Annotated in this window: 22 protein-coding genes; 10 read left to right on the top strand and 12 right to left on the bottom strand. The window is 72.6% G+C overall.

Annotation, left to right across the window (positions count from 1 at the left end):
• Nucleotides 1–1,679, top strand: a 1,679-nt coding sequence (locus AB0J97_RS41130; protein WP_364099644.1) for a M28 family peptidase, incomplete at its 5' end; no start/stop codon positions are given.
• On the opposite strand, the gene AB0J97_RS41125 is transcribed toward AB0J97_RS41130, so the two are convergent.
• A complete protein-coding gene (locus AB0J97_RS41125) occupies nt 1,676–4,579 on the bottom strand; it encodes an AAA family ATPase (protein ID WP_364099641.1) in 2,904 nt (967 codons plus the stop codon). The two genes, AB0J97_RS41130 and AB0J97_RS41125, sit on opposite strands and share 4 nt — an antisense overlap.
• Before the next feature lie 162 nt (nt 4,580–4,741).
• Nucleotides 4,742–6,271 (bottom strand): MDR family MFS transporter, encoded by a 1,530-nt coding sequence (locus AB0J97_RS41120; protein ID WP_364099650.1) that lies wholly within the window; start codon nt 6,269–6,271, stop codon nt 4,742–4,744.
• 143 nt (nt 6,272–6,414) lie between these two features.
• On the opposite strand from AB0J97_RS41120, the gene AB0J97_RS41115 reads away from it, so the two are divergent.
• Entirely contained in the window at nt 6,415–6,993 is a 579-nt protein-coding gene (locus AB0J97_RS41115) for a TetR family transcriptional regulator (RefSeq protein WP_364099638.1), read from the top strand.
• Nucleotides 6,994–7,069: 76 nt separating this feature from the next.
• Here the strand turns inward: AB0J97_RS41115 and AB0J97_RS41110 are convergent, their stop codons facing one another.
• Complete coding sequence (locus tag AB0J97_RS41110; RefSeq protein ID WP_364099635.1) at nt 7,070–8,629, bottom strand: cellulase family glycosylhydrolase; 1,560 nt, start codon at nt 8,627–8,629, stop codon at nt 7,070–7,072.
• Nucleotides 8,630–8,827: 198 nt separating this feature from the next.
• Here AB0J97_RS41110 and AB0J97_RS41105 point away from each other — a divergent pair, with 198 nt between their 5' ends.
• Entirely contained in the window at nt 8,828–9,547 is a 720-nt protein-coding gene (locus tag AB0J97_RS41105; protein WP_364099632.1) for a hypothetical protein, read from the top strand.
• A gap of 14 nt (nt 9,548–9,561) precedes the next feature.
• Here the strand turns inward: AB0J97_RS41105 and AB0J97_RS41100 are convergent, their stop codons facing one another.
• From AB0J97_RS41100 to AB0J97_RS41090, 3 genes are read right to left on the bottom strand one after another with little or no spacing between them, the layout of a single operon-like run.
• Nucleotides 9,562–10,311 carry a sulfite exporter TauE/SafE family protein gene (locus tag AB0J97_RS41100; RefSeq protein WP_357706877.1) on the bottom strand — a complete coding sequence of 250 codons (750 nt, stop codon included), beginning with the start codon at nt 10,309–10,311 and terminating at the stop codon, nt 9,562–9,564.
• A gap of 51 nt (nt 10,312–10,362) precedes the next feature.
• The gene (locus AB0J97_RS41095; protein ID WP_364099628.1) at nt 10,363–11,316 is read right to left on the bottom strand and encodes an NAD(P)-dependent oxidoreductase; all 954 of its coding nucleotides are present in this window, start codon (nt 11,314–11,316) and stop codon (nt 10,363–10,365) included.
• A 19-nt stretch (nt 11,317–11,335) separates the two neighbouring features.
• A complete protein-coding gene (locus AB0J97_RS41090) occupies nt 11,336–12,853 on the bottom strand; it encodes an FAD-dependent monooxygenase (protein ID WP_364099625.1) in 1,518 nt (505 codons plus the stop codon).
• 141 nt (nt 12,854–12,994) lie between these two features.
• On the opposite strand from AB0J97_RS41090, the gene AB0J97_RS41085 reads away from it, so the two are divergent.
• The 3 genes from AB0J97_RS41085 (at nt 12,995) to AB0J97_RS41075 (ending at nt 18,001) form a co-directional block, all read left to right on the top strand.
• Nucleotides 12,995–14,191 carry a cytochrome P450 gene (locus tag AB0J97_RS41085; protein ID WP_357706874.1) on the top strand — a complete coding sequence of 399 codons (1,197 nt, stop codon included), beginning with the start codon at nt 12,995–12,997 and terminating at the stop codon, nt 14,189–14,191.
• Nucleotides 14,192–14,239: 48 nt separating this feature from the next.
• The gene (locus tag AB0J97_RS41080; RefSeq protein WP_364099621.1) at nt 14,240–17,419 is read left to right on the top strand and encodes an AAA family ATPase; all 3,180 of its coding nucleotides are present in this window, start codon (nt 14,240–14,242) and stop codon (nt 17,417–17,419) included.
• Between the two features lie 204 nt (nt 17,420–17,623).
• Entirely contained in the window at nt 17,624–18,001 is a 378-nt protein-coding gene (locus tag AB0J97_RS41075; protein WP_364099618.1) for a hypothetical protein, read from the top strand.
• A gap of 70 nt (nt 18,002–18,071) precedes the next feature.
• Here AB0J97_RS41075 and AB0J97_RS41070 read toward each other — a convergent pair whose 3' ends face one another.
• The 4 genes from AB0J97_RS41070 to AB0J97_RS41055 form a co-directional block, all read right to left on the bottom strand.
• Nucleotides 18,072–18,914: an ABC transporter permease gene (locus AB0J97_RS41070; protein ID WP_364099615.1), complete on the bottom strand. Its 843-nt coding sequence runs from the start codon at nt 18,912–18,914 to the stop codon at nt 18,072–18,074.
• Nucleotides 18,911–19,927, bottom strand: a complete 1,017-nt coding sequence (locus AB0J97_RS41065; protein WP_364099612.1) for an ATP-binding cassette domain-containing protein — start codon at nt 19,925–19,927, stop codon at nt 18,911–18,913. The genes AB0J97_RS41070 and AB0J97_RS41065 overlap by 4 nt, the downstream gene beginning before the upstream one ends.
• Nucleotides 19,928–19,938: 11 nt before the next feature.
• Nucleotides 19,939–20,538: an NAD(P)H-dependent oxidoreductase gene (locus tag AB0J97_RS41060; RefSeq protein ID WP_364099609.1), complete on the bottom strand. Its 600-nt coding sequence runs from the start codon at nt 20,536–20,538 to the stop codon at nt 19,939–19,941.
• Nucleotides 20,539–20,626: 88 nt separating this feature from the next.
• Complete coding sequence (locus AB0J97_RS41055; RefSeq protein WP_364099606.1) at nt 20,627–21,310, bottom strand: response regulator transcription factor; 684 nt, start codon at nt 21,308–21,310, stop codon at nt 20,627–20,629.
• Nucleotides 21,311–21,533: 223 nt separating this feature from the next.
• Here AB0J97_RS41055 and AB0J97_RS41050 point away from each other — a divergent pair, with 223 nt between their 5' ends.
• Entirely contained in the window at nt 21,534–22,373 is an 840-nt protein-coding gene (locus AB0J97_RS41050) for an NmrA family NAD(P)-binding protein (protein ID WP_364099603.1), read from the top strand.
• Between the two features lie 17 nt (nt 22,374–22,390).
• Here AB0J97_RS41050 and AB0J97_RS41045 read toward each other — a convergent pair whose 3' ends face one another.
• Nucleotides 22,391–22,957 carry a hypothetical protein gene (locus tag AB0J97_RS41045; RefSeq protein ID WP_364099600.1) on the bottom strand — a complete coding sequence of 189 codons (567 nt, stop codon included), beginning with the start codon at nt 22,955–22,957 and terminating at the stop codon, nt 22,391–22,393.
• 71 nt (nt 22,958–23,028) lie between these two features.
• Here AB0J97_RS41045 and AB0J97_RS41040 point away from each other — a divergent pair, with 71 nt between their 5' ends.
• Both AB0J97_RS41040 and AB0J97_RS41035 read left to right on the top strand, forming a co-directional pair.
• Nucleotides 23,029–23,901 carry a patatin-like phospholipase family protein gene (locus AB0J97_RS41040; protein ID WP_364099597.1) on the top strand — a complete coding sequence of 291 codons (873 nt, stop codon included), beginning with the start codon at nt 23,029–23,031 and terminating at the stop codon, nt 23,899–23,901.
• Between the two features lie 66 nt (nt 23,902–23,967).
• A complete protein-coding gene (locus AB0J97_RS41035; protein WP_364099594.1) occupies nt 23,968–24,822 on the top strand; it encodes an FRG domain-containing protein in 855 nt (284 codons plus the stop codon).
• A gap of 5 nt (nt 24,823–24,827) precedes the next feature.
• On the opposite strand, the gene AB0J97_RS41030 is transcribed toward AB0J97_RS41035, so the two are convergent.
• Nucleotides 24,828–25,187, bottom strand: a complete 360-nt coding sequence (locus AB0J97_RS41030; protein ID WP_364099591.1) for an arsenate reductase family protein — start codon at nt 25,185–25,187, stop codon at nt 24,828–24,830.
• A gap of 151 nt (nt 25,188–25,338) precedes the next feature.
• Between AB0J97_RS41030 and AB0J97_RS41025 the strand changes: the two genes are divergently transcribed.
• Entirely contained in the window at nt 25,339–26,529 is a 1,191-nt protein-coding gene (locus tag AB0J97_RS41025) for a 4-hydroxybenzoate 3-monooxygenase (RefSeq protein WP_364099588.1), read from the top strand.
• Nucleotides 26,530–26,551 lie beyond the last annotated feature (22 nt).

Below are 26,551 nucleotides of genomic sequence, written 5' to 3'. Positions count from 1 at the left end.
CCAGCTTCAACCCGGCGTCGGTGACCTCCGGCAACTCCTCGACGCTGACGCTGTCGGTCGGCGCGTCCACCGCGCAGGGCACCTACCCGATCACCATCACGGGCACCGGCTCGACCACGCACACCGCGACGTACACCCTGACGGTCGGCGGCGGCGGCCCCGGCGGCCAGGACCCGCCTGACGTCAGTGTCACCAACATCAAGACGCACCTGGCGCAGCTCCAGAGCATCGCCACCGCGAACGGCGGCAACCGCAGGTCCACCGGCCAGGGCTACCTCCAGTCGGTCTCCTACGTCGAGCAGAAGCTCCAGGCGGCCGGGTACACCGTGACCCGCCAGACCTGCAGCGTCTCCTACTGCACCAGCGGCGCGGGCCCGAACCTGATCGCCGACTGGCCCGGCGGCGACGCCAACCAGGTCATCATGTCCGGCGCCCACCTGGACAGCGTGTCCGCGGGACCGGGCATCAACGACAACGGCTCCGGCTCGTCCACCCTGCTTGAGGTCGCGCTGACCCTGGCCCAGAAGAACCCCACGCTCACCAAGCACGTGCGGTTCGGCTGGTGGACCGACGAGGAGCAGGGCCTCAACGGCTCCGAGGCGTACGTCGCCTCGCTGAGCTCGGCCGACCGCTCGAAGATCAAGGTCTACTACAACTACGACATGGTCGGCTCGCCCAACGGTGGTTACTTCATCAACAACATCACCACCACGGGCGCGTCCTACCTGAAGGAGTTCTACGACAAGCTGAACCTGCAGCCGGAGGAGAACACCGAGGGCGCCAACCGCTCCGACGACGCCTCCTTCCGCAACGCCGGCATCGCCAGCTCGGGCGTGGCGGCGGGCGCGAGCGCCATCAAGACCTCGGCGCAGGCGACCAAGTGGGGCGGCACGGCCAACAGGGCCTACGACTCCTGCTACCACTCCTCCTGCGACACCACCTCCAACATCAACGACACCGTTCTCGACCGGGCGGCCGACGCCGCGGCGTACGCCATCTGGAAGCAGGCGGTCGGCGGCACCACCCAGCCGCGTGACTTCTCGCTCTCCGCCAACCCTGGCTCGGGCACGGTGCAGGCCGGCTCCACCGCCACCACGACGATCGGCTCGACCACCACGAACGGGACCGCCCAGACGGTGAACCTGTCCGCGAGCGGCCTGCCGACCGGCGCCACGGCCTCGTTCAACCCGGCCAGCATCACGTCGGGCGGCTCGTCCAGCCTGTCGATCGCGACCTCGCCCACCACCCCGGCGGGCGCCTACCCGATCACCGTGACCGGCACGGGCGAGACGATCAACCACACCACGACCTACACGCTGACCGTCCAGGGCACCTCGGGCGGCCGGACGTTCACCAACGACACCGACTACCAGATCAGCGACTACGCCAACACCCAGAGCTCGATCACGTCCACGGCGTCGGGCACCGCGGCCTCCCCGGTCAAGGTGTCCATCACGATCAGCCACACCTGCGCCGAGGACCTCGACATCTGGCTCCGCGGCCCGAACGGCACCTGGTACGTGGTCGACGCCTACGGCGGCACCACCTGCACGCAGTACGGCACCAGGACCTTCTCGGTCCCGGTCAGCCAGCAGGCGGCCGGCACCTGGACCCTCGACATCGAGGACGTCTACCTCGGTGACACCGGTTTCCTGGACTCCTGGAGCATCACGGTCTAACCGTCGGACTCAGGGGCAGGGGGCCCCGGCCGGTCATCCGGCCGGGGCTCCTTCACGTCGTTGCGGGTGCGCACGCCGAGCTTCTGCAGCACCCGCGCGACGTGCGTGTCCACCGTCCGCCGCGACAGGAACAGCACCTCGGCGATCTCCCTGTTCGTCCGGCCCAGCGCGACCAGCCGGGCCACCTCGGCCTCGCGGGGCGACAACACCCCGCTGCGGCCCTTCCTGCCCCTGCGCGGCGCGCTGCCCGGCCCGATCTCGCGCAGCAGGTGGCGGCAGCGGGCGGCGTCGTGGGTCGCGCCGAGGCCGGCGTACCGTTCGCAGGCGTCCGCGATCAGGTCCGCGGCGCGGGCCCGGTCGCCCGTCGCCAGCCGGGCCGCCGCCTCGGACTCGGCCGTCCTGGCCACGCTGTACGGCCTGGGCATCGCCTCGTACGCCGCCCGCGCCCTGGCGAAACACCGGGCCGCCTCCTCGTACGCGCCCCGGTCCAGGGCCAGCGAGCCGGTCGCCGCGTCGAGGCCGGCGTGCGCGGAGGGGGCGTCCCGGCCCTCGATGCCCGCCGCGAACTCGGCCACCAGCTCCTCCGCCTCCTCCGCCCGTCCGGCCTTCAGCAGCGCGGCCACGGCCGGCGGCACGAGCTGGTCGCCCCACACCCACATGCCCTTGCGCCGCAGCCTGGCCACCCCCCGTTCGGCCTCGGCCAGCGCCTCGTGCGGGCAGTCGCGGGTCAGGTGCAGCTCGATCAGGCCGCCCGAGGCCACGGCGGCGACCGGCAGGAACCCCGACTCCAGGTCGTTGACCCCCGTCGCCATCAGGTGCTCGGCGGCCTCCTCCCACTCGCCCCTGGCCAGGGCCAGCACGCCCAGCGCCAGCCGGGCGTCCACGGCCAGCAGCGGCGCCTCGGCCGTCATCTCGACCGCCGCGACCGCCCGCTCCCGCAGGCCCTCCCAGCGGCCGGTCAGCAGGGCGAGCCGGATCGAGGACATCTCCACCAGGAACACCGGGTACTGCGCGCCCGTCTCCTCGGCGATGCGCCTGCTCTGGTCGGCGAAGCGCTCGGCCGTCGCGTAGTGGCCGAGCGCGATGGCCGCGTCGAACAGGTTGGCGTAGCCGCGGGCGACCTGCCTGCGCACCGCCGTCGACGGGTCGTTCGCGGGCAGCGTCGCGGCCAGGTCGAAGGCGTCCGCCGAGCCCAGCATCATGGCCAGGCTGATCTTGTTGGCGTGCACGGCGGCGGTCAGCTCGGGATCCTGGTCCTCGACGGTGGCCAGCAGCTTCTCCGCCTGGTTCATCCACTCCTCGTGGGCGGCCAGCGGCTCGTCGCCCCAGGCGGGCATCGCCAGCAGCGCCAGTCCGCGCGCGGCCAGGCTCGGCCGGTCGTGCAGGTCGGGGAGGGCGAGCAGGATCTCCTGGCGGCCCGCGGCGACCACGCCGGCCTGGTTGGACAGCAGCACGCCCAGGTTGAGCCGGGCCTCGCCGCGTACGTGCCGGGACAGGAAGTCCTCGGCCAGCAGGTGGCGCAGCGAGCGCACCACCCGCCGGTAGGACAGCCCGATCGCGGCCACCCTGCTGAGCCGCAGCGCGAGCGGGCCGCGGGCGTCGTGCGGGAGCTTCGGGTCGGCCAGCATGCCGGCCAGCACCTCGACGGCGAGCGGGATGTCGCCCATGGCGGCGGCGTGGTCGGCCGCCGCCGGGCCGTGCCGCTGCCAGGACTCGAAGTCGCCCGCGCGCCTGGCGTGGTAGGCGAGCTGGACGAGCGGCGGCGGGGCGAGGGCCGACAGCGCGCTCACCGCCCGCTGGTGGGTGAGCCGCCGGTCGGGGCCGGGGATCGCGTCGTAGACGGCCTGCTGGGCGAGGGCGTGGCGGAAGCCGTACTGGCCGTCGTGCTGTTCGAGCAGGACGCCGGCCTTCAGCGCCTGGCTCAGCCCGTCGCCCAGCGGGTGGCCGGAGACGGCGGCGATGAGCTGCTCGTCGGCGGGCAGCCCGAGCACGGCGGCGGCGTGCACGGCGTGCAGCGCGGCCGGTGAGAGCCCGGTGAGCTGTTCGGCCATCGCCTCGCGCAGCAGCAGCGGGACGGCCATGCGCTCCAGGACCTCAGGCTCCTCCTCGCCGCCGAGTAACTGGCCCTCGTCGTCGAGCAACGAGCGCACCACCTCCTCGATCACGAACGGCACCCCCGCCGTGCGGTCGTGCAGCTTCGTGACGAACTCGGAGGTCAGCGTCGAACGGCCGAGCAACGCCCCGGTCAGGCTGCGCACCCCTTCGACGTCGAGCGGCGACAGCGAGATCACCTCGCTGCGCACCCCCGGCGGACGCCGGTACGCGCGCCCGAACGGCAGCCCCGGCACCGGCAGCCCCTCCCGGCGGAACGTCACCACCAGCGCGAGCCCCGCCGGCGGCTGGTCGGTGAGGAAGCGCAGCAGGTCACGGGTGCCGTCGTCGGCCCAGTGGAGATCCTCGATCACCAGCACCGCTGGGCCCGCCGCGGCCAGCAGCGCGTGCACCGCGCGGAACAGGCGGTGGCGCTCGGCGCGGGGGTCGTCCAGGGGCGGCGGGGACGGCGCCGGCGGCAGATGCCCGGCCAGTTCCGGCAGGTATCCGCGCAGGGCGCCGGTGACCGGGTTGAGCGTGCCGGTCTCCGGCAGCGCCCCCGCGACGTGCCGCAGGGCGTCGAACACCGGGCCGTACGGGAACGGCTCGCGGATCTGGTGGCAATGGCCGATCAGGACGGTGCGTTCGCCGTCGGGCAACTGGTCGAGCGCGGCTCGGACCAGCCGGGTCTTTCCGATGCCCGCCTCACCCTGCACGAGGATGACGGCCGGAGGGCCGGTGATGGCGTCGGTGAGTGAGCGTAACTGAACGTCACGCCCGATCAACCCAGGAGAAGCCAGGCTTGTCATCGGGGTCTCCGTAACAGTGCAGGTTTACTCCCCCTGTCGGAATACTGTTATCCATCACAGGTCATCGCGGGTCAACCCTCTGTTTTCCGGTCAAATGACATGCCCTTGGTGGCGCCGGTGGTCCCGGCGCCCTCCACCGCCCTGACCCGCGCGGGCGGCGCCTCAGGGGGCGACGGGGGTCTTGCCGTCGCTCGCCGGGGCGGGTTCGGCCAGGTCCACGCTGTCGCGGAGCTTGGTCGGCTTGAGGAACAGGGTGGCGATCACGCCGACCACGGCGATGCCCGCCGAGATCAGGAAGATGTGCCCGGTGGCGTCCCCGTACGCGGCCCGGACGATGCCCTTGAACGGCTCCGGCAGCGCCGCGATGTTCAGCGTGCTCTTGCCGCCCGCGGCCGCCTTGGCCGGGTCGATGCCCGCCTTGGCCAGCCCTTCGGCGATGCCCGTCGCGACCCGGTTGGCCAGCACCGCGCCGAGCACCGACACGCCCACCGTGCCGCCCAGCGAGCGGAAGAACGTCACGGCCCCGCTGGCCGCGCCCAGTTCCCGCAGCGGCACGGTGTTCTGGATCGCGAGGACGAGGTTCTGCATCGACATGCCGACGCCCGCGCCGACCAGCACCATCGCGCCGGCGATGAGCACGAGCGAGGTCTCGTGGTCCATCAGGGACAACACCAGGAACCCGACGGTCAGCACGATCGACCCGGTCACGATGTACGGCTTGACGTTCCCGCTCCTCGACACCATGCGCCCGGAGATCGCCGAGGACAGCAGCACGCCGAGCATCATCGGGATCGTCAGCAGGCCCGCCTCGGTCGGGCTGTAGCCGCGGCCGATCTGGAAGTACTGGCCGAGGAAGACCGAGCCGCCGAACATCGCCATGCCCACCGCGAGGCTCGCCAGGATGGCCAGCGCCGGGGTACGGCGGCGGATGACGTGCAGCGGCACGACCGGCTCCTTGACCGCGGTCTCCACCCAGGTCGCGATCGCCAGGACGGCGACGCCGCCGAGCACCATCGCGGCGGTCTGCCAGGACAGCCAGTCGAAGGAGTTGCCGACGAAGGTCACCCAGATGAGCAGCACGCTGACGCCGAGCGCGATCAGCGTGGCGCCGACGTAGTCGACCTTGACGCCCCCGCGGCGCACGTGGGTCACCCGCAGGGTCTTCTGCAGCAGGAAGAAGGCGATCACGGTGAACGGCGCCGCGACGAAGAAGCACCAGCGCCAGCCGAGCCAGGAGGTGTCCGCGATCAGGCCGCCGAGCAGCGGCCCGGCCACGGTCGCGACGGCCATGACGCCGCCGAGGTAGCCGTTGTACTTGCCCCGGTCCTTCGGGCTGATCATCGCCGCGATGATCACCTGGACCAGGACCTGCAACGCGCCCATGCCCAGGCCCTGGAGGGCGCGGAAGGCGATGAGCTGGGCGGTGTCCTGGGCGAAGCCGCAGGCCACCGAGCTGACCATGAAGATCACGATGGAGATCTGCAACAGGAGCTTCTTGCTGAACAGGTCGGCCAGCTTGCCCCAGATCGGGGTGGAGGCCGTGGACGCCAGCAGCGACGCGGTGATCACCCACGTGTACTGCGACTGCGTGCCGTTCAGCGCGCCGATGATCTGCGGCAGCGCGACCGACACGATCGTGCCGCTGATCATCGCCACGAACAGGACGAGCAGCAGCCCGCTCAGGGCCTCCATGATCTGCCGATGGCTCATCTGACCCGGCGGCGCGGCCGGGACGGTCGGTGCGCTCACGCGCGGCCTCCTCTAGGTTAAAACAATGCCCAATGGGAAAGTTTGCCCGCTGAGCATATATTCCCGAACGGTAGGCTTGGCGCATCATGGACAGCACCGGCGGGCTGCGCGAGCGCAAGAAGGCCGAGACGCGGCAGGCCGTGCACGAGGCGGCCATGCGGCTGGTCGGCGAGCACGGCCTCGACGCCGTCACCGTCGAGACCATCGCCGACGCCGCCAACATCTCGCGCCGCACGTTCTCCAACTACTTCACCGGCAAGGAGGACGCCGTCCTCTACGGTGAGGAGCAGCGCATCCGCGACCTGGTCGAGAAGGTGCGCGCCCAGCCGGCCGGCCGGACCGCCTGGCAGGCGCTGTGCGGCGCGATCGACGACGTGTTCGACGAGGTGGGCGAGCCGGCGCGGGAGTGGGCCGTACGCGCCCGCCTGGCCAAGCAGCACCCGTCGCTGCTGGCCCGGCAGCTCGCCAACCACGCGGCGCTGGAGCGCGACCTGGCCGAGGTGATCTCCGAGCGGGAGAGCCCGGTGCGTCCCCGGGTCGTGGCGGCCGGGTTCCTCACGGCTCTGCGTCTCGGGTCGCACCTGTGGGTGGACGAGCGCCAGTCGCGCTCGTTGCGGCAGGTCATGGCCGAGATGCTCGACGAGATGTCCCGGCCCTTCACCTGACCGAGCCGCCCCCTTCCGGGGGAAAGCGACCGCCCGCGCCCCCGGGCGGGAACGCGGGCGGGAGGTCGGCGGGAGGTCAGGAGCAGGTGGTGTTCGCGGGGGTGGCCGCCGGGCCGTCGGCGGTGAAGCCGATCGCCACCGACGCCCCCGGCGCCAGGTTCCTCGCCCAGTCGGGCCCCTTGGCGGTCCAGGTCGTGCCCGACACCGTCACCACCGCGTTCCAGGCGTTGTTCAGGGTGACCCCCGAGGGCAGCGTCCAGGTCGCGGTCCAGTTGCCGATCGGGGACGTGCCGGTGTTCTTCACCGTCACCTCGCCCTGGAAGCCGCCCTGCCAGGCGTTGGTCTGCTTGTAGGCGACCGTGCACTGGCCCGGCGGGTTCACCGTCGGCGACGTGGTCGGGTTGCTTCCGCCCCCGGCCGGCGGGATCAGGTACGGCTGCAGGATGTCCTGCTTGGCCTGGTTGATCGTGGTCCAGTCGTCATTGGCGATGCCGCCGGTGTCGCCTGAGTTCGGGTTCCACGACCAGTACGTGAACGACATGCCGTTCACCCCGGTCCCGGTGTACTTCATGAGCTCCTGGAGCCAGACCTTGTCGACGTTCGAGGCCAGCGTGGTGCCGAACTCGCCCATCATGATCGGCGCGATGTTCTGCCTGTACAGGTAGCCCCAGTACTTGTCCCAGATGGCGGGCATGTTGGCGGGGTAGTCGGGGGCGTCGAACCAGGTCTGGTGGTAGACCGAGGTCGCGTACTCGTGCGGGGAGTAGACCAGGCGGTTCGCCACGTTGAGCCGTACCGGGTACTGGCCGGCCTTCGACAGGTTGCCGCCCCACCAGCCGCAGTCCTCGTCGTTGCTGGGGTCGTTGTCCCAGACGTTCGACAGGCCGCCGCTCGGGCAGCTCACGCCCTCGACGAAGATCAGCCAGTTGGGGTTGACGCCCAGGACCGCGTTGCCCGCCCGTTCGGCCGCCAGGCGCCAGTCGCGGGCCTGGTCGCCGCAGCCCCAGCAGGCGCCGGTCGCGGCGGGGTTGGTGCCCTCGGCGTGCGGCTCGTTGTGCAGGTCGGCGCCGATGACCGTGGGGTTGTTCGCGTAGTGCTGGGCCAGGGTCTTCCAGTCGTTGATCCAGGTGCTCTCGGGCGTGGCGCTGACGTACCAGAGCGGAGACTGACCGGCCGCGGTCGGGCGGTGGCGGTCGAGGATGATCCGCATGCCCTTGACGCCCGCGTAGTCCACGACCTTGTCCAGGATCTGCATGGGGGACAGGCCGACCAGGTCGGGGTTGACGTAGTCGTTGATCCCGGTGGCGACGGCCCCCGGCTTGAGCGCGTCGTTCGAGTACGGCACCCGCAGCGTGTTGTAACCCAGCGAGGCCATCTTGTCGATCTGGCTCTTCCAGGGGTTGCTCGACCACAGGCCGTGGAAGGTCTTGTTGTCGGTCTCCATGCCGAACCAGTTGATCCCGGTCAGCCGGACGGTCGCCCCGGTGCTGTCGAGGATCTTGTTGCCGCTGGTGTGCAGGTAGCCGGTCCCTGTGCCGGTCGCCGCGCCCGCCGGGGTGGTGGTCAGCGCGACGGCGACAGCCGCTCCGGCCACCACCGTGGCCAGGGCGGTCAGTGCCGCCTTCGAGGTCTGCATGGGGGTGCCCTTTCCAGGAGGGGAACGCGGCGTCATGCTGGGCCGCCGCGTTCGGGCCCGTCAATGCGAGGACGCCCATCAGCCGTCCTGACCTGCGAGAACGTCTGAAACTTTCATGCCGGAGTAGCGCCAGGTGGAGTACGGGTTCTCGCGGCCGCGCCAATGTGCCCGGACGCGTCCGTCACTTGGATGGTGGTCATGACGATCACGCACATCACGGTCCCCGGGCGCTGGGCGGAGGGGACCGGGCTGGTGCTCGGCCCGGCGCTGCTCCTCGCCGGGGTCCTGCTCCGGCTCGGCGCCGACGACTTCTTCCCCGGCCAGCTCGCCGCCTACGCCGCCGACCCGGGCCGCATGGTGCTCTCCTACAGCCTGTACGCCGCGGGCGCCGTGCTGCTGTGGCCCGCGGTGACCGCGCTCGGCCGGGTGATCGGCGCCGCCCACCCGGCCCTGGCCAGGTGGGGCGTGACGCTGGCGGTGCTGGGGCTGTTCGGCAGGGTGTTCCACGCAGGGGTGAGCCATCTGGCCTTCCAGCTGGTGGACGCGCTCGGCCCGGACGCGGCCCAGCGGGTCGTCGCCGGCACCTACGGGGCCTTCCACGTGTTCAAGGCGGTCAACGTCTGCATCATGGGCGGCTGGCTCGTGCTGGCCGTCGGCGCGTTCCGTACCAGGGCCTTCGGGGCCGGGCCGGTCGGCGTGGCCAGATGCGTCGCGCTGGCGCCGGCGGCCGGGCTGCCGCTCGGCGTGCTCAAGGGCAGCAGCGACCCGATCGCGCTGGCCGCCCTGGCCGGGCTCGCCGTCGCGCTCGTGCCCATGGGCGTCGCGGTGCTGCGGACGGGCCCCGCGCCCCGCTGGTGGGCGCTCGCCCTCACCCTCGCGCTGGTCCCGGTGGCGTTCTTCGTGGGGATGGCGGGCTGACTCCGCTACGCCGGCTAGGCGGTCAGGAGCTTGACGATCGCCACGACCCCGATGCAGACGACCGCGCCGCGCAGCACCGGCGCGGGCAGCCTGCGTCCCACCCGCGCGCCGAGGAACCCGCCGACCGTCGAGCCGAGCGCCACCAGCAGCACGGCCCACCAGTCGACGTCGGCGACCAGCGTGTAGAGGACGGCGGCCGTGGCGTTGACCACGAGCGAGAGCACGTTCTTGGCGGCGTTGACGCGCTGGAGCTCCTCGTCGAGGAAGATGCCGAGCAGGCCGATGAGCAGCACGCCCTGCGCCGCCCCGAAGTAGCCGCCGTACGCCCCGGCGGCCAGCACGCCCAGCCACAACCAGGGCCCGCCGTGCGCCTGCCGCGGACGGCTGGCCAGCATCCGGCTGATCCTGGGCTGGGCCAGGACCAGCACGCAGGACAGCCCGATCAGCACCGTGACGACACCCGTGAACGTGCGCTCGGGCAGGTTGAGCAGCAGCAGCCCGCCGATCAGCGAACCCAGCGCGGAGGCCGAGGCCAGACGGAGCAGCCGGCCGCGCTGACCCTGGAGCTCGGTGCGGTAGCCGAGGACGCCGGTCACGCCGCCGGGCACCAGGCCGATGTTGTTCGAGACGTTGGCGGTGATCGGCGGCAGGCCGACGGCCAGCAGCGTCGGGAACGTGATCAGCGACCCGGAACCGACGACGGCGTTGATGCCCCCTGCTCCGATGCCGGCCGCGAAGACCGCGGCCATCTCCCAAGGTGTCATGGCGGGTGACTCTAGTGCGTGGGTCCGGTGCGCTCGCTGGTCAGGTGGGGGTCAGCGGGTGAGGGTGCCCGCCGCCACCAGCCAGTCGACCGCCTCCGCGACCGCCTCCAGCGACGTGTGACGGGGACGGTGGCCGAGCAGGCGTCCGGCCTTCTCCATGCTGCAGTGGGGGCTGTGCGCGATGTGGTCGTGGGTGACGCGGGCGTCCCGCTCCGGCACGGTCTCCCGCCACTGCTCCCACGGCAGGTACGACAGCCGCGCCTCCCTGCCGAACCAGCCCGCCACCGCCTCGGCGTAGCCGCGCAGCGTCAGCGCGGTCACGGCCACCGAGTGGAAGCTCTCGCCCCTGGCGGCGGCCGGGTTGTTCAGCGCGTCCACGAACAGCCGGGCGACGTCGTCGGCGTGGACGTGCTGCACGGTCTCCATGCCCAGGTTGGGCAGCCGCACCTCCGCGCCGTCGGCCAGCGCCTGGAACACGGCCGGGTCGAGGTTGCCGGCCGGGTTGACCGGGATCCAGCCAGGGCCGGTGATGTGCCCGGGATGGACGACCGTGGCCGGGAATCCCTCCCGCGCGGCCAGGTCGAGCAGGTACGCCTCGATGGCGGCCTTCTGCCGGCCGTACTCGCCGATGGGACGCTTCGGGCGGTCTTCGGTCGTCGGGACGCGGGTGCTCGGGCCGTGCACCCAGATCGTGCCGCAGTGCAGGAACTGCCGGACCCGCCCGGCCAGCGCGCCGGCCAGGTGCCGGGCGCTCGCCTCGGTGAAGCAGATGAGGTCGATGACGACGTCGGCCTCCAGTTCGGCGATCCGCCGTCCGAACGCGCCCTCGGCCTCTTCGCTCTCCCGGTCGGCGACCACGGTGGCGACCCGCTCCCACGCGCCGTGCGGCGTGTACGGCCCCCGCCTGCCCCGGCTGACCGCGACCACGTCGTGCCCCGCGTCCACCAGCCGCGGGACCAGGTAGGTGCCGATGTGCCCGCTCGCCCCGATCACCACTACACGCATGCGCCCACCCTAGACCGGCTCACCCCGTACGCCCGATCGCCAGGTCCAGGGCGTGGGCCGCGTCCCGGCCGGACGACGGGCGCCAGGCCACGTGCTGGTCGGGACGTACGAGCGCGAGCGTGCCCGCCGCGTCTGGCAGGTCCACCTCCCGCAGCGGCACGCCCAGCTCGGCCGCCCGCTCCACCAGCACCTTCGCCTCCGGCGACGACAGGTCGCCCACCAGGCTGAACCCGGGCCCGAGCCGGTCGTAGAGCGACTCGCCGGGAGCGAGCCACCGGTGCGGCAGCCGCTCGCCGCACCCGTCCGCCACCACCGGCGACCCCGCGTACGTGTACCCGAGCACCAGGTCCAGGCTGTGGAACTCGTTGTCCTTGGTCCGCCGCACCGCCTCCGCGACGGCCGGGCGCACCCGCGCGAACTCCGCCTCCGAGCCCATCAGCGCGGGATCGGCCAGTTCGGGCGCGAGCGTGGCCATGTTGGCGGCGGCGGACTCGATCGTGTCTGCCGCGATCGGCCGCCGTTCGGCCTCGTAGCTGGTCAGCAGGGTGGCGGGCGCCCATCCGTTCAGTACGGCGGCCAGCTTCCAGCCGAGGTTGACCGCGTCCCCGATGCCGGTGTTGAAGCCGTGGCCGCCGTAGGGCGGGTTCTGGTGCGCGGCGTCGCCCGCCAGGAACACCCGGTCGCCGGCGTACCGGTCGGCCAGCAGCATGCGCGCGGTCCACGGGTCGGTGGCCAGGATCTCGACCTCGACGTCGGCCCCGACCAGGTTGCGCACCAGGCGTACGGGGTCGGTGCCCTCGGCCGGGACGCCCTGGGCGATGCACCACCACAGGTCCTCCAGGTCGAGCCGGCCTAGCATGCCGGGCTGGGCCGGGTTCAGCACCCAGTAGTGCACGGCGGGGCCATGGGGGACCAGGTCGGCCAGGCCGGGCGCGCGGAAGACGACGTTGAAGTTGGGCCTGGCGTCCTGCCTGCCCTCGTAGCGGGCGCCGATGGCGGCGCGTGTCACGCTGCGGGCGCCGTCGCAGCCGACGACGTACGCGGCGCGTACCTGACGGGTGTCGCCGTCGGCGGAGGCCAGGTCGGCGGTGACGCCGTCGGCGTCCTCGCGCAGGCCGGTCAACCGCCAGCCGGTGAGCAGCGCGTCACCGGCGGCCTCGCGCAGCACCTCCTCGACGATCGGCTGCGCGACCTGCTGGCCCGGTTCGGCGGCCAGGTCGGAGCCGGCCAGGTCGAGTCCGAAGCAGCCGCCGATCCTGGTGATCTCGCGGCCGAGCAGGCCGGTCGTGAACACCGCCTCGTCCGACCAGGAGACCGCGAGCGGCGAACGGGCGCGCAACGTCCCGGCCAGCCCCCACCTGCGCAGCAGCTCCATCGACCGCGCCGACGTGGTCTTGGCGCGCGGACGCAGCCACGACACGCTCTCGCGCGGTTCGACGACCATGCTGCGCACCCCGTGATGGGCCAGCTCCACGGCCGTCGCCAGTCCTACGGGCCCGCCTCCGGCGATCAGTACCGGTATGTCGGTCTGGCGCACACTAGCTCCCATTCGTCACGGTGATCAGCGGCATACTCCAAGCGCCGCGCGTCCCACGTCAAGCTCGGGCCGAAACCGCCGGCCGGATCACCGAACGGAAACGATCTAGAGGACGGCCGCCGGACTTGTTACGGTCGTTGCATGACTGAGTCCTCGGCGGTGCCGCTGCACATGCGGCGGGTGGAGTTCGATCCGGCCCCCGAGCTGGGCGAGGTGCGCGACCAGGAACGGATCAAGCGCATCGACGCCCTCCTCGGCCTGGAGGCGTGGGTGGTGACCCGGTACGCCGACGTCCGCGAGGTCCTCGGCGACGCCGAACGGTTCAAGCTCGCCAGGCAGGGCGCCGCCCGCATGCCGGGAGCGCCCGAGCTGAGCGAGGAACAGCTCGCCGAACTGCGCGCGGGCAACCTGCTCGGCCAGGACCCGCCCGAGCACACCCGGCTGCGCAGGATGTTGACGCCCGAGTTCACGATCCGCCGGATGAAGCGGCTGGAACCCCGCATCAGGGACATCGTGAACGAGCACCTCGACGCCATGGAGGCCACAGGCTCCCCGGCCGACCTGGTGTCGTCGTTCGCGCTGCCGATCCCGTCCCTGGTGATCTGCGAGCTGCTCGGCGTCCCGTACGAGGACCGGGCCGACTTCCAGCGGCGCTCCGGGCGCATGCTGGACCTGTCGCTGCCGGTCGAGGAGCGGGTGGCGGCGAACTTCGAGTCGCGGGCGTACATGCGCGACCTGGTCACCCGCATGCGCACCGACCCCGGCGAGGACCTGCTCGGCATGCTCATCCGCGAGCACGGCGACGACCTGACCACCAGCGAGCTCGTCGGCATCGGCAACCTGCTGCTGCTCGCCGGGCACGAGACGACCTCCAACATGCTCTCGCTCGGCACGCTCGCCCTGCTGCGCAACCCCGGCCAGCTCGCCCTGCTGCGCAAGGAGCCCGAGCGCATCGACGCGACGGTCGAGGAACTGCTGCGCTGGCTCAGCATCGTCCACTCCGGCACGATCAAGTTCACGTCCAGGGAGGTCGAGCTGGGCGGCCGGACCATCGGCGCGGGCGAGATGATCCTGTGCTCGCTGCCCGCCGCCAACCGCGACCCCGCCTTCATCGCCGACCCCGACACCCTCGACATCACCCGCGGCGCCCCCGGCCACGTCGCCTTCGGCCACGGCGTCCACCACTGCCTGGGCGCGCCGCTCGCCCGCATGGAGATGAAGATCGCCTTCCCCGCGCTCTTCGAGCGCTTCCCCGGCCTGCGCCCGACCGAGGCCACGCCGGAGTTCCGCTCCTTCAACGTCGTGTACGGCCTGACCGCGCTGGAGGTCGCCTGGTAGCGGCGTCCACGCGATTTTGTCGGTGGCGGCGGATAACGTGCGGGTGTCATGCCAACCGAAGCCAGGCCACACGAGCTGATCGGCAGGGACCACCCCGCCGCGCTGCTGCGTGCCGAGGTCTCGCGGGTGATCGACAGCCACGGCGGCCTGGTCCTCGTCACCGGCGAGGCCGGCATCGGCAAGACCACGCTCGTCACCAGCGCCGCCGCCGAGGCCAGGCGCAGGGGCGCCCTCGTGGTCGGCGGCGCCTGCTGGGACTCCGGCAGCGCCCCCGGCTACTGGCCCTGGGTCCAGGTCATCCGCGCCCTGCGCCGCGCGGCCGCCCCCCAGGAGTGGGCCGAGGCCGAGCAGGCGGCCGGGGGCAGCCTGGCCGCCCTCCTCGGCGAGGCGGCGGCGCTCGCCCAGCCGCACATCGACGTCACCGCCGACACCGACCCCGCCTCCGCGTTCCAGATCTACGACGCGGTCACCACCGCCCTGGTGGCGCTCTCGCAGCACCATCCGCTCGTGATCGTCATCGACGACCTCCACGCGGCCGACCCCGCCTCGCTCAGGCTCCTGGAGTTCGCCGCCCGGCAGACCTGGTTCGAGCGCCTGCTCCTCATCGGCACCTACCGCGACGCCGAGGTCGAGCCGGTCGACCACCCGCTGCGCGACCTGCTGTCCCCGCTCGTCGCCAAGGCCACCTCCATCACGCTCACCGGCCTCGACCAGGCCGGGGTGGGCGCGCTCATGGCCCGCACCGCCGGTCACGACCCGCCCGCCGACCTGGTGGCCGAGGTCCACGTGCGCACGGGCGGAAATCCGTTCTTCGTCGAGCAGACCGCCAGGCTGTGGCGCAGCGGCGGTTCGGCCACCGCCGTCGCGCCGGGCGTCCGCGACGCGTTGCTGCGCCGCCTGTCCTTGCTGCCGCGTCCGGTGTCGGAGCTGCTGCCCGCCGCGGCCGTGCTCGGGCGCGAGTTCCACCGCCAGGTGCTGGCCGCCGCCGTGGCCGCCCCCGTCGCACATGTCGACCGCCTCCTCGACCTGGCCGTGATCGCCAAGCTGATGGTGACCAAGGGCGGCGGCCGGTTCGCCTTCGCCCACGACCTGGTCCGCGAGACCCTCTACGACGCCGTCGCCAACGTCCGCGACCTGCACGCGGCGATCGTCCGCGCCCTCGACGGCACCCCCGACCTGGCCCGCCGGATGTTGCCGAGCGACCTGGCCAGGCACGCCTACCTGGCGGGCGACCGCCTCGACCCCGAGCGGGCGATCGACCTCCTCAAGGCCGCCGCCCGCGCCGCCCGCAGCCGGCTCGCCGGTGAGGAGGAGCTCGGCCACCTGCGCCGCGCCCACGAGGTGAGCGCCGCCGCCGGGCCGCGCCGGCGCGTGCTGAGCTGCCTCGACCTCGGCAGAGAGCTGCACCACCGCGGCGAGCGCGACGAGGCCCGCGCCCTGTTCGAGGAGGCCGGCGCCCTGGCCGCCGGCCTCGGCGACCCCGAGCTGACCGCCCGCGTCGCGCTGGTCTTCCGCTCCCACTACGGCCACGACGCCTCGCTCGACCGGCTGCGCCGGGCCCACGCCGGCCTCGTAGGAGAGCCGGTCCCCGACGACCGCCTGGCCCTCGACCTGGTCTTCCACCTCGCCGCCCAGGCCCGCCAGGGAGGCGACGACGACGTCCTGGCCTTCAGCCTGTGGGCCCACCACGACATCATCTGGGGCCCCGGCACGGCGGGCGAGCGCGTGGCCCTGACCGACGAGCTGCTCGCCGTCGCCTGGCGCACCTCCGACCGGGAGCTCGAACACTACGCCGGCGCCCTGCGCTGGGTCGCCATGATCGAGGAGGGCGACCCCCGCTACCTCGCCCAGTTCCACGACTACGCGGCCAAGGGCCGCAGCACCGACGACGCCCACCTCAACGTCACCACGTCCGTCGACGCCAGCATCGTCGCCGCGCTCGCGGGCCGCTTCGCCGAGGCCGAGTCGCTGATGACGGGGCTCTCCCTCGACGACAAGAGCCACGACTTCGACGTCATGCTCGACCACCACCGCTGGGCGATGCTCTGGCTCCAGGGCAGGGTGGAGGAGCAGGAAGACGCCCTGCGCAGGCTCAGGGCCGGCCGCCATCCCGACCGCGGCCTGCTGGAGGCGCTGACCGCCCTGCAGGCCGGCGACGTCGGCACCGCGCTGCGCCACCACCTGGCCGGCGCGGCGGTCGGGCGCATGACCGAACCGCTGTGGCTGCGTTTCCAGGCTGAGCTGGCCGCCGCCACCCGCGACCGGGAGCTGGCCGCCGGGGCGCGGGCCGCGCTGCTGCCGTACCGGGGGCGGTGGGCGGTGTCCTACTACGGGTGGGACATCAGCGGGCCCTACGACCTGTGGATCGCCGTGCTCGACCTGGCCGAGGAGCGGTGGGAGGAGGCGGCCGAGGGGTTCACCCGGGCCTACCGGTCGGCCGACCGTATGCGGGCCCGCCCGTGGTCGGTCCTGGCCCGCGCCCGGCTGGCCGAAGCCCTCCTGGGCGGCGGCGACCCGGGCCGGGCCCGTCCCCTGCTGGAGGAGGTCCGTCGGGAGGCGGCCGAGCTCGGCATGCACCACGTCCTCGACACCCTGCCGGCGCTGCCCGCGCCCGACGTCCCCCGGCCCGTCGCCGACGACCGTCCCGCGCCTCCCGAACCGCACGAGGGCCTCGGCCCGCCCGCGGGCGACTTCCGGAAGGACGGCGAGGTCTGGACCCTCGGGTTCGCCGGGCGGCTGGCCCACATGCCCGACGCCAAGGGCCTGCGCGACCTGCACAACCTGCTCGGCCACCCCGGCGCCGACATCCCCGCCGTGCACCTGCTCGCCCCGGAGGGCGGCGACCTCGTGCTGGCCGCCCGCGGGATGGGCGGCGACGCGGTGCTCGACGAGGAGGCCAAGGCCGGCTACCGCCGCCGCCTGTCCGTCCTCGACGACGAGATCGACCGGGCGGCCGAACGCGGCGACGACGACCGGGCGGCCGAGTACGACCGCGAACGAGCGGCCCTGCTGGAGGAGCTCCGCACGGCCGCCGGGCTGGGCGGCCGCTCCCGCCGCCTGGGCGACGAAGCCGAACGCGCCCGCAAGACGGTGACCGCCAGAATCCGCGACACCCTCCGCAAACTCACCCACACCCACCCCGAACTCGCCACCCACCTCCGCGCCACCATCTCCACCGGCGCCACCTGCCGCTACCAGCCCACCACCCCCATCACCTGGCGCCTGTGACCGAGGATGACGGCCGCGCCACGGCCTGGGCCGGTTCTCGGAGATCGCCGCGCATTCGCAATCGCATCGAGATCGGGAACCGGGGCGGGGTGCTCTCGCCCTGCTCGCGCTCGCCGCCGCAACCGGCTGTCTCCCGTTCCCGTCCACCCCGAGCCACGGCGGCCTGACCGGCTCACGGTCAACGCCGACGGCAGGCTGACCTTGGTGATGGCGTGGTGCGGACGGCCGCCGGACGGCGTGGTCGTCTATCACAGGAGCGACGAGGGCCTCGTGGACCAGGCGGGCCTCACGGCGCCGCCCCTGTCCGGCTCCCTGGCGTACCTGGACCTGGAGGAGGTCTCGCCGGGATGGTCGTTGACCGAGGGGGATCTGCACTTCCGGCGGGAGCGGACGTACATGGCGGCCGGCTACGACGCGAAGCGCAACTTCCGCATGTACGACGTGGTCTTCACCAGCCGGAGCAAGAAGAGGGTCCGCCCGGGACAGGTCATCGTCACGGAATACCGTGGGCCGGAGAAGGACGGCCACGACGTCCTCCTGTCCACCGCCGAGTTCACCGCCCGGCTCCCGCACTTCTGCTGACCCGCGGGCAGCAGAGCGGGCGCGAAGGGCATCGGATGCCTTCTTCGCGCCCGCTCTTCGATCGTGGGGGCTACTTGCGGTTGTAGAGGCGCATGGTCAGGGTGCCGAAGACGGCGATGAGGAGGACCGACGCGATCAGGACCCAGGCCAGTTCGGCCATGTCCGGGGTGCCGGCCATCAGGGAGCGGACGGCGGCCACCAGGCGGGTGATCGGGTTGACGTTGACGAAGATCTGCAGCCAGCCGGGCATCGTGGCCGGGTCGACGTAGACGTTGCTCAGGAAGGTCAGGGGGAACAGGACGAGCATGCTCACGCCCATCACCGACTTCTCGCTCCGCATGAGCAGGCCGAACATCGTCCACACCCACGAGAAGGCGAAGGAGAAGCCGAGCAGCAGCACGATCCCGGCCAGCACGCCCGTGACGCCCCCCTGCGGACGGAACCCCAGGGCCAGGCCGACCGCGAGGATGACCGTCGAGGCCATGGTGTAGCGCAGGACGTCGCCGAGGAGGTAGCCCACCATGGTCGAGGGACGCCAGATCGGCAGGGTGCGGAAGCGGTCGAACACCCCCTTCTCGATGTCCTTGTTGACCTCGACCCCGGTGTACATGGTGATCATCACGACGCTGCTGACCATGATTCCCGGAAGCAGGAACTGCAGGTAGTCCGTCGGGGAGCCGGCCAGGGCGCCGCCGAACAGGTACGTGAACATCAGCGTCATCATGAGCGGGAAGGCGGTCACGTCGAAGAGCTGCTCGGGCACGTGCTTGATCTTCAGGATGGCCCGCCAGCCGAACGTGACCGAAGCCGACCAGGCGCTCGGCCGCGGCGGCTTCGCCGCGGGGGCCAGCACGGTGCCGAGCACGTCGGCGGCGGGGGAGTAGGTCGTGGCGGTCTCGGTGGTGGCGGTCATGCTGCGGCCTCCCGGTCGGTGGCGGACTCAGTGGCGGACTCAGTGGCGGTCTCGGTGGCGGGGTGGTCGGTGAGGGCGAGGAAGACCTCGTCCAGGCTGGGCTGGCCGAGGGAGAAGTCGTCGACGACGATCCCGGCCTCGGCCAGGCGGCCGAGCGCGCGCGAGGCCTGCTCGGCGGCGGCGGCCTCGCGGCCGTTCCCGGCGATGCGGGCGGTGAGCGACACGGGGTCGGCGTCCAGGTAGACGGGCGCGTCGAGGGTCTGGGCCAGCAGCCGTTCCGCTTCGGGACGGGTGCCGGGGTCGCGCAGCCGTACGTGCACCGAGCCGGAGCCGACCGACGACTTCAGCTCGCCCGGCGTGCCCTCGGCGATGACCCTGCCGTGGTCGATGACCGCGATGCGGCCGGCCAGCCGGTCGGCCTCCTCCAGGTACTGGGTGGTGAGCAGCACGGTGGTGCCGTGGGCGACGACGATGCGGACGATGTCCCAGACCTGGTTGCGGCTGCGCGGGTCGAGGCCGGTCGTCGGCTCGTCGAGGAAGAGCAGGTCAGGCGTGTTGAGGATGCTGGCGGCGATGTCGATGCGCCGCCGCATGCCGCCCGAGTACGTCTTGACCTGCCGCCCGGCGGCCTCCGTCAGCCCGAACGCCTCCAGGAGCTGCGCCGCCCGGTCTCTGGCGGCCGGCTTGCGGTGGCCGAGGAGGCGGCCGAGCAGGATCAGGTTCTCGGCGCCGGTCATGTCCTCGTCGACGGAGGCGTACTGGCCGGTCAGGCTGACGCGGCTGCGCACGGCGTCGGCCTCGCGCACCACGTCGTGCCCGAACACGGTGGCCTCGCCGCCGTCCGGCCGGAGCAGGGTGGCCAGCATGCGGACGGCGGTGGTCTTGCCCGCGCCGTTGGGGCCGAGCACGCCGTAGACGGTGCCGGCCGGCACCTCCAGGTCGAGGCCGTCCACGGCGCGGTTGTCGCCGAAGACCTTGACCAGGCCGGAGGTCTGTATCGCCAGGTCTCGCATGGGTGTTCCTCTCATGAGCAGTACGGCTGGGCGTGCCGGGCGTCCCGCAACGCCCGTCCCCACCAGGTGAGCTGGTCGAGCATGGCCGCGACCGCGCGTACGCGGTCGTCGGTGTCGTACGGTTCGCCGCTCCCGGCCACGTCGTCCCCCAGCAGGTCGAGACCTACCCAGTCGCGCACCGTCACGACGTGCAGGGCGGAGAAGACGGTACGGAGCTGCTCGACCGCGTACAGACCGGACGATCCCGAGCCGTAGGCCACGAAGCCGACCGGCTTGGCCTGCCATTCGTCGTAGGCGTAGTCGATCGCCTGCTTGAGCGAGGCCGGGAAGCTGCGGTTGTACTCGGGGGTGACGACGGCGAAGGCGTCGGCCTCGCCGACGGCCGCGGTGAAGCGGCGCATCGAGGGGCTGCTCTGCTCGGGGTAATGGCCGGGGAAGGCGTAGTCGGCCAGGTCGACGAGGCTGACCGCCAGGTCGGGCCGGTCACGGGCACGGCCGGCGAACCACTTCGCCACCGTCTCGCCCATCCGCCCGACGCGGGTGCTTCCGATGATCACCGCGAGGCGGAGCGGTACGGCGCTCCCGCCGGCGGTGTGCTCTTCGCTCGCCATCGTCCACCTCCCTCGGCCCGTTGCGGGCTCTCACACAGGAGGCGCGAGACGGCCGCCAGAAGGTTGCTAGACGGGATCTAGCGGGCCGTCAGGCGGCGGGTCTGAGCACGTAGCCGACGCCGCGCAGGGTGTGGATCATCGGACGGCGGTCCGCGTCGATCTTCCGGCGCAGGTAGGAGATGTACAGCTCGACGATGTTGCCCTGGCCGGCGAAGTCGTAGGCCCACACCCGGTCGAGGATCTGGGCCTTGCTGAGGGCGCGTCCCGGATGGCGCATGAGCAGCCGCAGCAGCTCGAACTCGGTCGGGGTCAGCCGGATCTCCTCGCCGGACCGCCGTACCTGGCGGGTCTCCTGGTCCAGGGTGAGGTCGCCGACGGCCAGCGGGGCGGCCGAGCGGCGCAGCAGGCCGTGCAGCCTGATCACGACCTCGTCCACGCTGAACGGGCGCGTCACGTAGTCGTCGGCGCCCGCGCGCAGCCAGGACGCCCGGTCGGGCGGGGAGTCCGGCGGGGTCAGGAAGAGCACCGGCACGCCGGGCAGCGCGGCCCGCAGGCGGGGCAGGAGCCGTCCGCCGGTCGTGGCGTCCAGGACGATCGCGCGGGGACGGAAGCCGCGTACCGCCTTGACCGCCTCGCCGCCGCGCAGGCTTCGCACGTCCCAGCGGCGCATCGCGCGGGAGAGGGACTCGCCGAGCGGACGCTCGTCCACGACGAGGACGGCGTACGAGCCGCGCGCGGATCCGGGCGAGACGGTCGAGGCGGTCGGGTGCATGCCGGGAACGATGCCGGACGTGCATGAGGTTTGTCTGAGGACCGCTTGTGAATCGCATGTGAGGCCCTGGGACAAGCAGAAGGGCCCGGCCGGGGCCGGGCCCTTCTCATCCCTTGAAGCGCGATCACCAATACCGCCGCTACCCGGAATGTGCGGCATATCACCTGGGTGAGTCGGTTCTTTGAATAGACCTTGACTGGGGTCTAGGTTCTAGGCTGCCCTCATGAGCAGAATTCTGGTGACCGGCGCGACCGGCAACGTGGGCAGGCATGTCGTCTCCTCCCTGGCGGAGGCGGGGCACGAGGTGCGGGCGCTGGTCCGCGACCCGGCCAGGGCGGTGCTCCCCGAGGGGGCCGAGCCCGTACGCGGGGATCTGGCGGACTTCGACTCCCTTGGGCCCGCTCTGCACGGCGTGGACGGTGTGTACCTGATGTGGCCCGGCATCCCCGTCGATCCCCGGGTGGTGACGACGGTGGCCGAGCGAGCCGGGCAGGTCGCGTACCTGTCGGCGGACGTGACCGACCTGGAGGACGGCGAGCCGGCCACGATCTACCACCAGGAGATCGAACGGCTGATCAGGGCGTCCGGGACGCGGTGGACGTTCGTCCGGGCCATCGACTTCGCCACCAACACGCTGGCCTGGGCCGACCAGATCCGGCAGGGCGTGGTACGGCTCCCGTACGGCAAGGCCGCCAGATCGGTGATCCACGAGCGGGACATCGCGGACGTCGCCGCCCACGTGCTCACCACCCCCGGCCACGACGGCGCCAAGTACCTGATCACCGGCCCCGAGTCGATCACCCAGGAGGAGCTGGCGCGGACCGTCGGCGAGGTGATCGGACGCGAGGTGCGCTGGGAGGACCTGCCGCCGGAGGTCGCCCGCGAGCAGTTGACGGCCGCCTGGGGGAATCCGGCGTTCGTGGAGGCCCGGCTCAGGGCGTGGGAGTCGTTCACGCACACCCCCGAACGCGTGACCGGCACGGTCGAGGAGCTGCTCGGCCGGCCCGCGCGCACGTTCCGCACCTGGGCCCACGACCACGCGACCGACTTCCTCCCCGCCTGACGTGAAACGCCCGGGGGCTACGGGGTCAGGCTCACCGCGGCGATCGTCTCGCCCAGGTCGTCGAGCAGGTCGGCGACCACCGGGCCGGCCCGCAGCCGCCAGGCGAGCGCCTGCAGGCCGTGTCCCGGCACCGGCACCTCCCGCCCGCCCAGCCTGACGGTCTCCACCTCGGCCGACAGCCGCAGCAGCCCGTAGGCCACCCACCGCTTCGGCCGGGGCAGCCAGCGGCCCGCGTTGGTGTCGAAGCGCCCGTTCTCGTCGGTCAGCGCGTGCTCCTTGAGCACCGAGACCCCCTGCCGATGGGCCAGCAGGTCGTCGCTGCGCACGGCCGACCTGCTGTCGCCGGCGCGCAACGCCCAGCGTCCGCGGTGGAGTGACAGCAGCCAGACGTCCACCCAGGACAGGCCGAAGCCGTCCAGGCGGGCGAAGGCGGTCGCCGCGATCCGGTCGCCGACGTACAGGGAGGCAGGGGTGAAGCGGAAGCGTCCGCTCAGGTTGCCGGGCAGGGACCTCGGCAGCCCGTGATCGATGAGTCGCAGGCTCTCGACGGCGGGGTTGTACCCAAAATCATGAGTACGTTCCACTGACTCACCATACACACGGACGGCCCGGATGAGACGCGCGCTTTGTTCCTGATTGATGAATGATGATCCTCATGGACCGAATTGAAGCTTCTGACCGTCGGCGGGCCCTGGTGCTCGGGGGCGGCGGCGTGGCCGGCATCGCGTGGGCGACCGGCGTGCTGGCCGGGCTGGCCGACGAAGGCGTGGACGTACGGGACGCCGACCTGATCGTGGGCACCTCCGCCGGGTCGGCCGTCGGCGCCCAGGCCCGCAGCGGGTTGACCGTCGAGGAGCTGTTCCAGCGGCAGGTCGACCCCGCGCTGCAGGCCAGGGAGATCCCCGCGGTGTTCGACGCCGCCTCCTTCGCCGGCAGCCTCCAGGAGATCCTGGCCGGCGCCCACGACCGGGACGAGCTGCACCGCCGCATCGGCGCCTGGGCGCTGAAGGCCCCCACGCTCGGCGAGCCGGAACGGCGGGCGGCGGTGGCCTCCCGCCTGCCGGAGACCGGCTGGCCGCAGCGGCCGCTCGTGCTGGTCGCGCTCGACGCGGTGACCGGAGAGACGCGCCTGTTCGACCGGGCGTCCGGGGTGGAGCTGGTGGACGCGGTGGCGGCCAGTTGCGCCGTGCCGGGGGTCTGGCCGCCGGTCACCATCGAGGGCCGCCGCTATGTCGACGGCGGCGTGCGGTCCAGCGACAACGCGGACCTGGCCGCCGGTTTCGAGCGGGTGCTGGTGGTGTCGCCGCAGCCGCCGGGCGCGCCCGCCTCCCCCTGGACGTCGCTCGAACAGGAGGTGGCTCAGCTGCGCAAGGAAGGCTCCACGGTCGAGGTCGTCAGCCCGGACGAGGGAGCCGTCGCGGCCATGGGCCCCAACCCGCTCGATCCCGCCGTACGGTCACCGGCGGCCCACGCGGGCCGCGAGCAGGGCCGGCGGGTGGCCGCCGCCGTCCACAGCATGTGGACCTAGCCGGGCGCACCCGGGTGCCCTGGTGGCGGCAGGTGTGACCAGGGCGCACAGGGGCACCGGAGGCGGATGGGGATGGTGACGGTGTCGTCCTGGCGGGAGCTGGACGACGCGATCGGCGCGGCCGGCCACGGCGACGGGCCGGCCCACGCGCACTCGCCGCTGGTCTTCCGCGGCCTGGCGAAGAGCGCGTACTCGCACGTGCACAGGCTCGCGCGGCTGGCGGGCGACTACGCCACCCTAGAAGCACACTTGATACGAAATTTTAGAAAATACGCGCACAGAGCCGCCCCCGGCCCGACCGTCTGGGACTGGCTGGCCCTCGGCCAGCACCACGGCCTGCCCACCCGCCTCCTGGACTGGACCTTCTCCCCGCTGGTCGCCCTGCACTTCGCCACCGCGTCCTGGCCCGGCGAGGACGCCGTCCTGCTGGCCGTCGACTGCGCGGGCGCGCACCGCCTGCTGCCCGAGCCGCTGCGCGAGGTGCTCGACGGCGAGGGCGCGCTGCTCTTCAGCACCGAGATGCTCGCCGAACGCGCCGCCGGTCTGGCCCGCTTCGACGCCCTCGGCCGCGACCGTCCGTTCGTGGTCTTCTTCGAGCCGCCCTCGCTGGACGAGCGCATGGTCAACCAGTCGTCGGTGTTGTCGGCGATGTCGGGGGCGACGTACCAGCTCGACGACTGGCTGGCCGCCCATCCCGGGCTGTGGCGCGGCTGGTCGATCCCGGCCGAGGTCAAGGTCGAGATCCGGCGGCGGCTCGACCAGGCCGGGATCACCGAGCGGGTGCTGCTCGGGGGCCTCGACGGCCTGGCCGAATGGCTGCGCCGCTACTACTCGCCGGGCAGCGTCGACGTGCCCGCGGGCGGCTCCAGCATGGCCGGCCCCGAGCGCCCAGGCCAGCGGGAGGGCCGTATGAACGACTGACCGCGTCACCTGGACAGCGTGTCCCGCACGGCCTCCTCGGTGCGGCCGATCACGGTGTGGCCGTCGTCGGCGGTGATGATCGGCCGCTGGATGAGGACCGGGTGCGCGGACAGCGCGGCGATCCAGCGCTCGCGGGCGTCCGGGTCGCGCGGCCAGGCGTCGAGACCCAGCTCGGCCGCGACCGGCTCGCCCGTACGCGTGATGTCCCACGGCTCCAGCCCGAGCCTGGCCAGGACGGCGCGCAGCTCGTCGGGCGACGGCGGGTCCTCCAGGTAGCGGCGGACCTCGTAGTCGGCCGCCTCGGCGTCCAGGATCGACAGGGCCGAGCGGCACTTGGAGCAGTCGGGGTTGATCCAGATTTCCATGACGCCGAGGTTCTCACGCTTGGGCGCCCCGGCGGAGGTCAGCCGGGGCCCCGAAGCGCACGATCTCCCGGTGGGCGGGTGATCGCGCGGACTATCATCGTGATCATCCTGGCCGGGTACCACTGCGCGTCACCGAGGCGAAAGGACCGCCATGTCCGGGAAGACCAGCAGGCGAGAGAGCACCGAGGTCGTCGTCATCGGAGCCGGTCCGGCCGGCCTGACCCTGGCGAACCTGCTGCGCCAGGCCGGCGTCGAGTGCGTGGTGCTCGAACGGCAGAGCCGCCCGTACGTCGAGCAGCGCCAGCGCGCCGGCATCCTCGACCACCACGGCGCCCGCGTCTTCGAGGAGTGGGGCCTGGCCGACACCGTCCTGGCGGGCATGCCGCAGGAGACCCGGTTCGAGTTCCGCGTCGACGGCGAGCAGCGCTTCCTCGACGTCTCCGCGATCACCGAAGGCCGATCGGGCCGGCTCGTGCCGCAGCAGGTCCTCGTCGGCCGGCTGCTCGCCCGCCTCCTCGAATCCGGCGGCGACCTGCGGTTCGAGGCGGCCGAGGTGACCCCGCACGGCGTCGGGGGAGCCGCCCCGACGGTCACGTACCGCGACGCCGAAGGCCGCACGCACGAGATCGCCTGCTCCTACGTCGCCGGCTGCGACGGCCACCACGGCGTCAGCCGGGCCGGCGTGCCCGCGCACGCCCTGACCACCTACTCCCACGACTACGGCATCGGCTGGCTGACGGTGCTGGCCGACGTCCCGCCGCCGGGCTTCCCGCTCATGGCGATCACGGCCCACGGGTTCGCCGCCCACTTCCCGCGCGGCCCGCGGGCCAGCCGCTTCTACCTCCAGTGCGCCCCCGACGCCACCGCCGCCGACTGGCCCGACGAGCGGATCTGGGCCCAGTTGCGGCTGCGCCTGGCCGACAAGGACCTGCCGGACGGCCCGATCGGCGAGAAGGCGTTCGTCGAGATGCGCAGCCACGTCGTCGACCCGATGCGCTACGGCCGGCTCTTCCTGGTCGGCGACGCCGCCCACATCATCACGCCCATGGGCGGCAAGGGCATGAACCTGGCGGTCGCCGACGCCGACGTGCTGGCCCGCGCGCTGCGCGCCGCCGTACGGGAGGGCGACGAGGAGCCGCTGGCCGCCTACTCGGCCACCTGCCTCGAACGCGTGTGGCAGCACCAGGAGTTCTCCCGCTGGATGACGGAGATGACCCACGAGGCCGGCGACGAGAGCCTGGCCGGGCCGTTCCGCCGCCGGCTGGCCCGGGCGCGGCTCGACCGGCTGTTCACCTCGGGCCCGGCGGCCCGCGCCTTCGGCGACATGATGGCGGGCGGCTGACGAGTTGACTTGAACCGCGGTT

Origin of the sequence: Nonomuraea sp. NPDC049607, assembly GCF_040675375.1 — a bacterium.
In the GTDB taxonomy this organism is placed as follows: Bacteria; Actinomycetota; Actinomycetes; order Streptosporangiales; family Streptosporangiaceae; genus Nonomuraea.
This window is presented reverse-complemented; position numbering and strand designations above follow the sequence as displayed.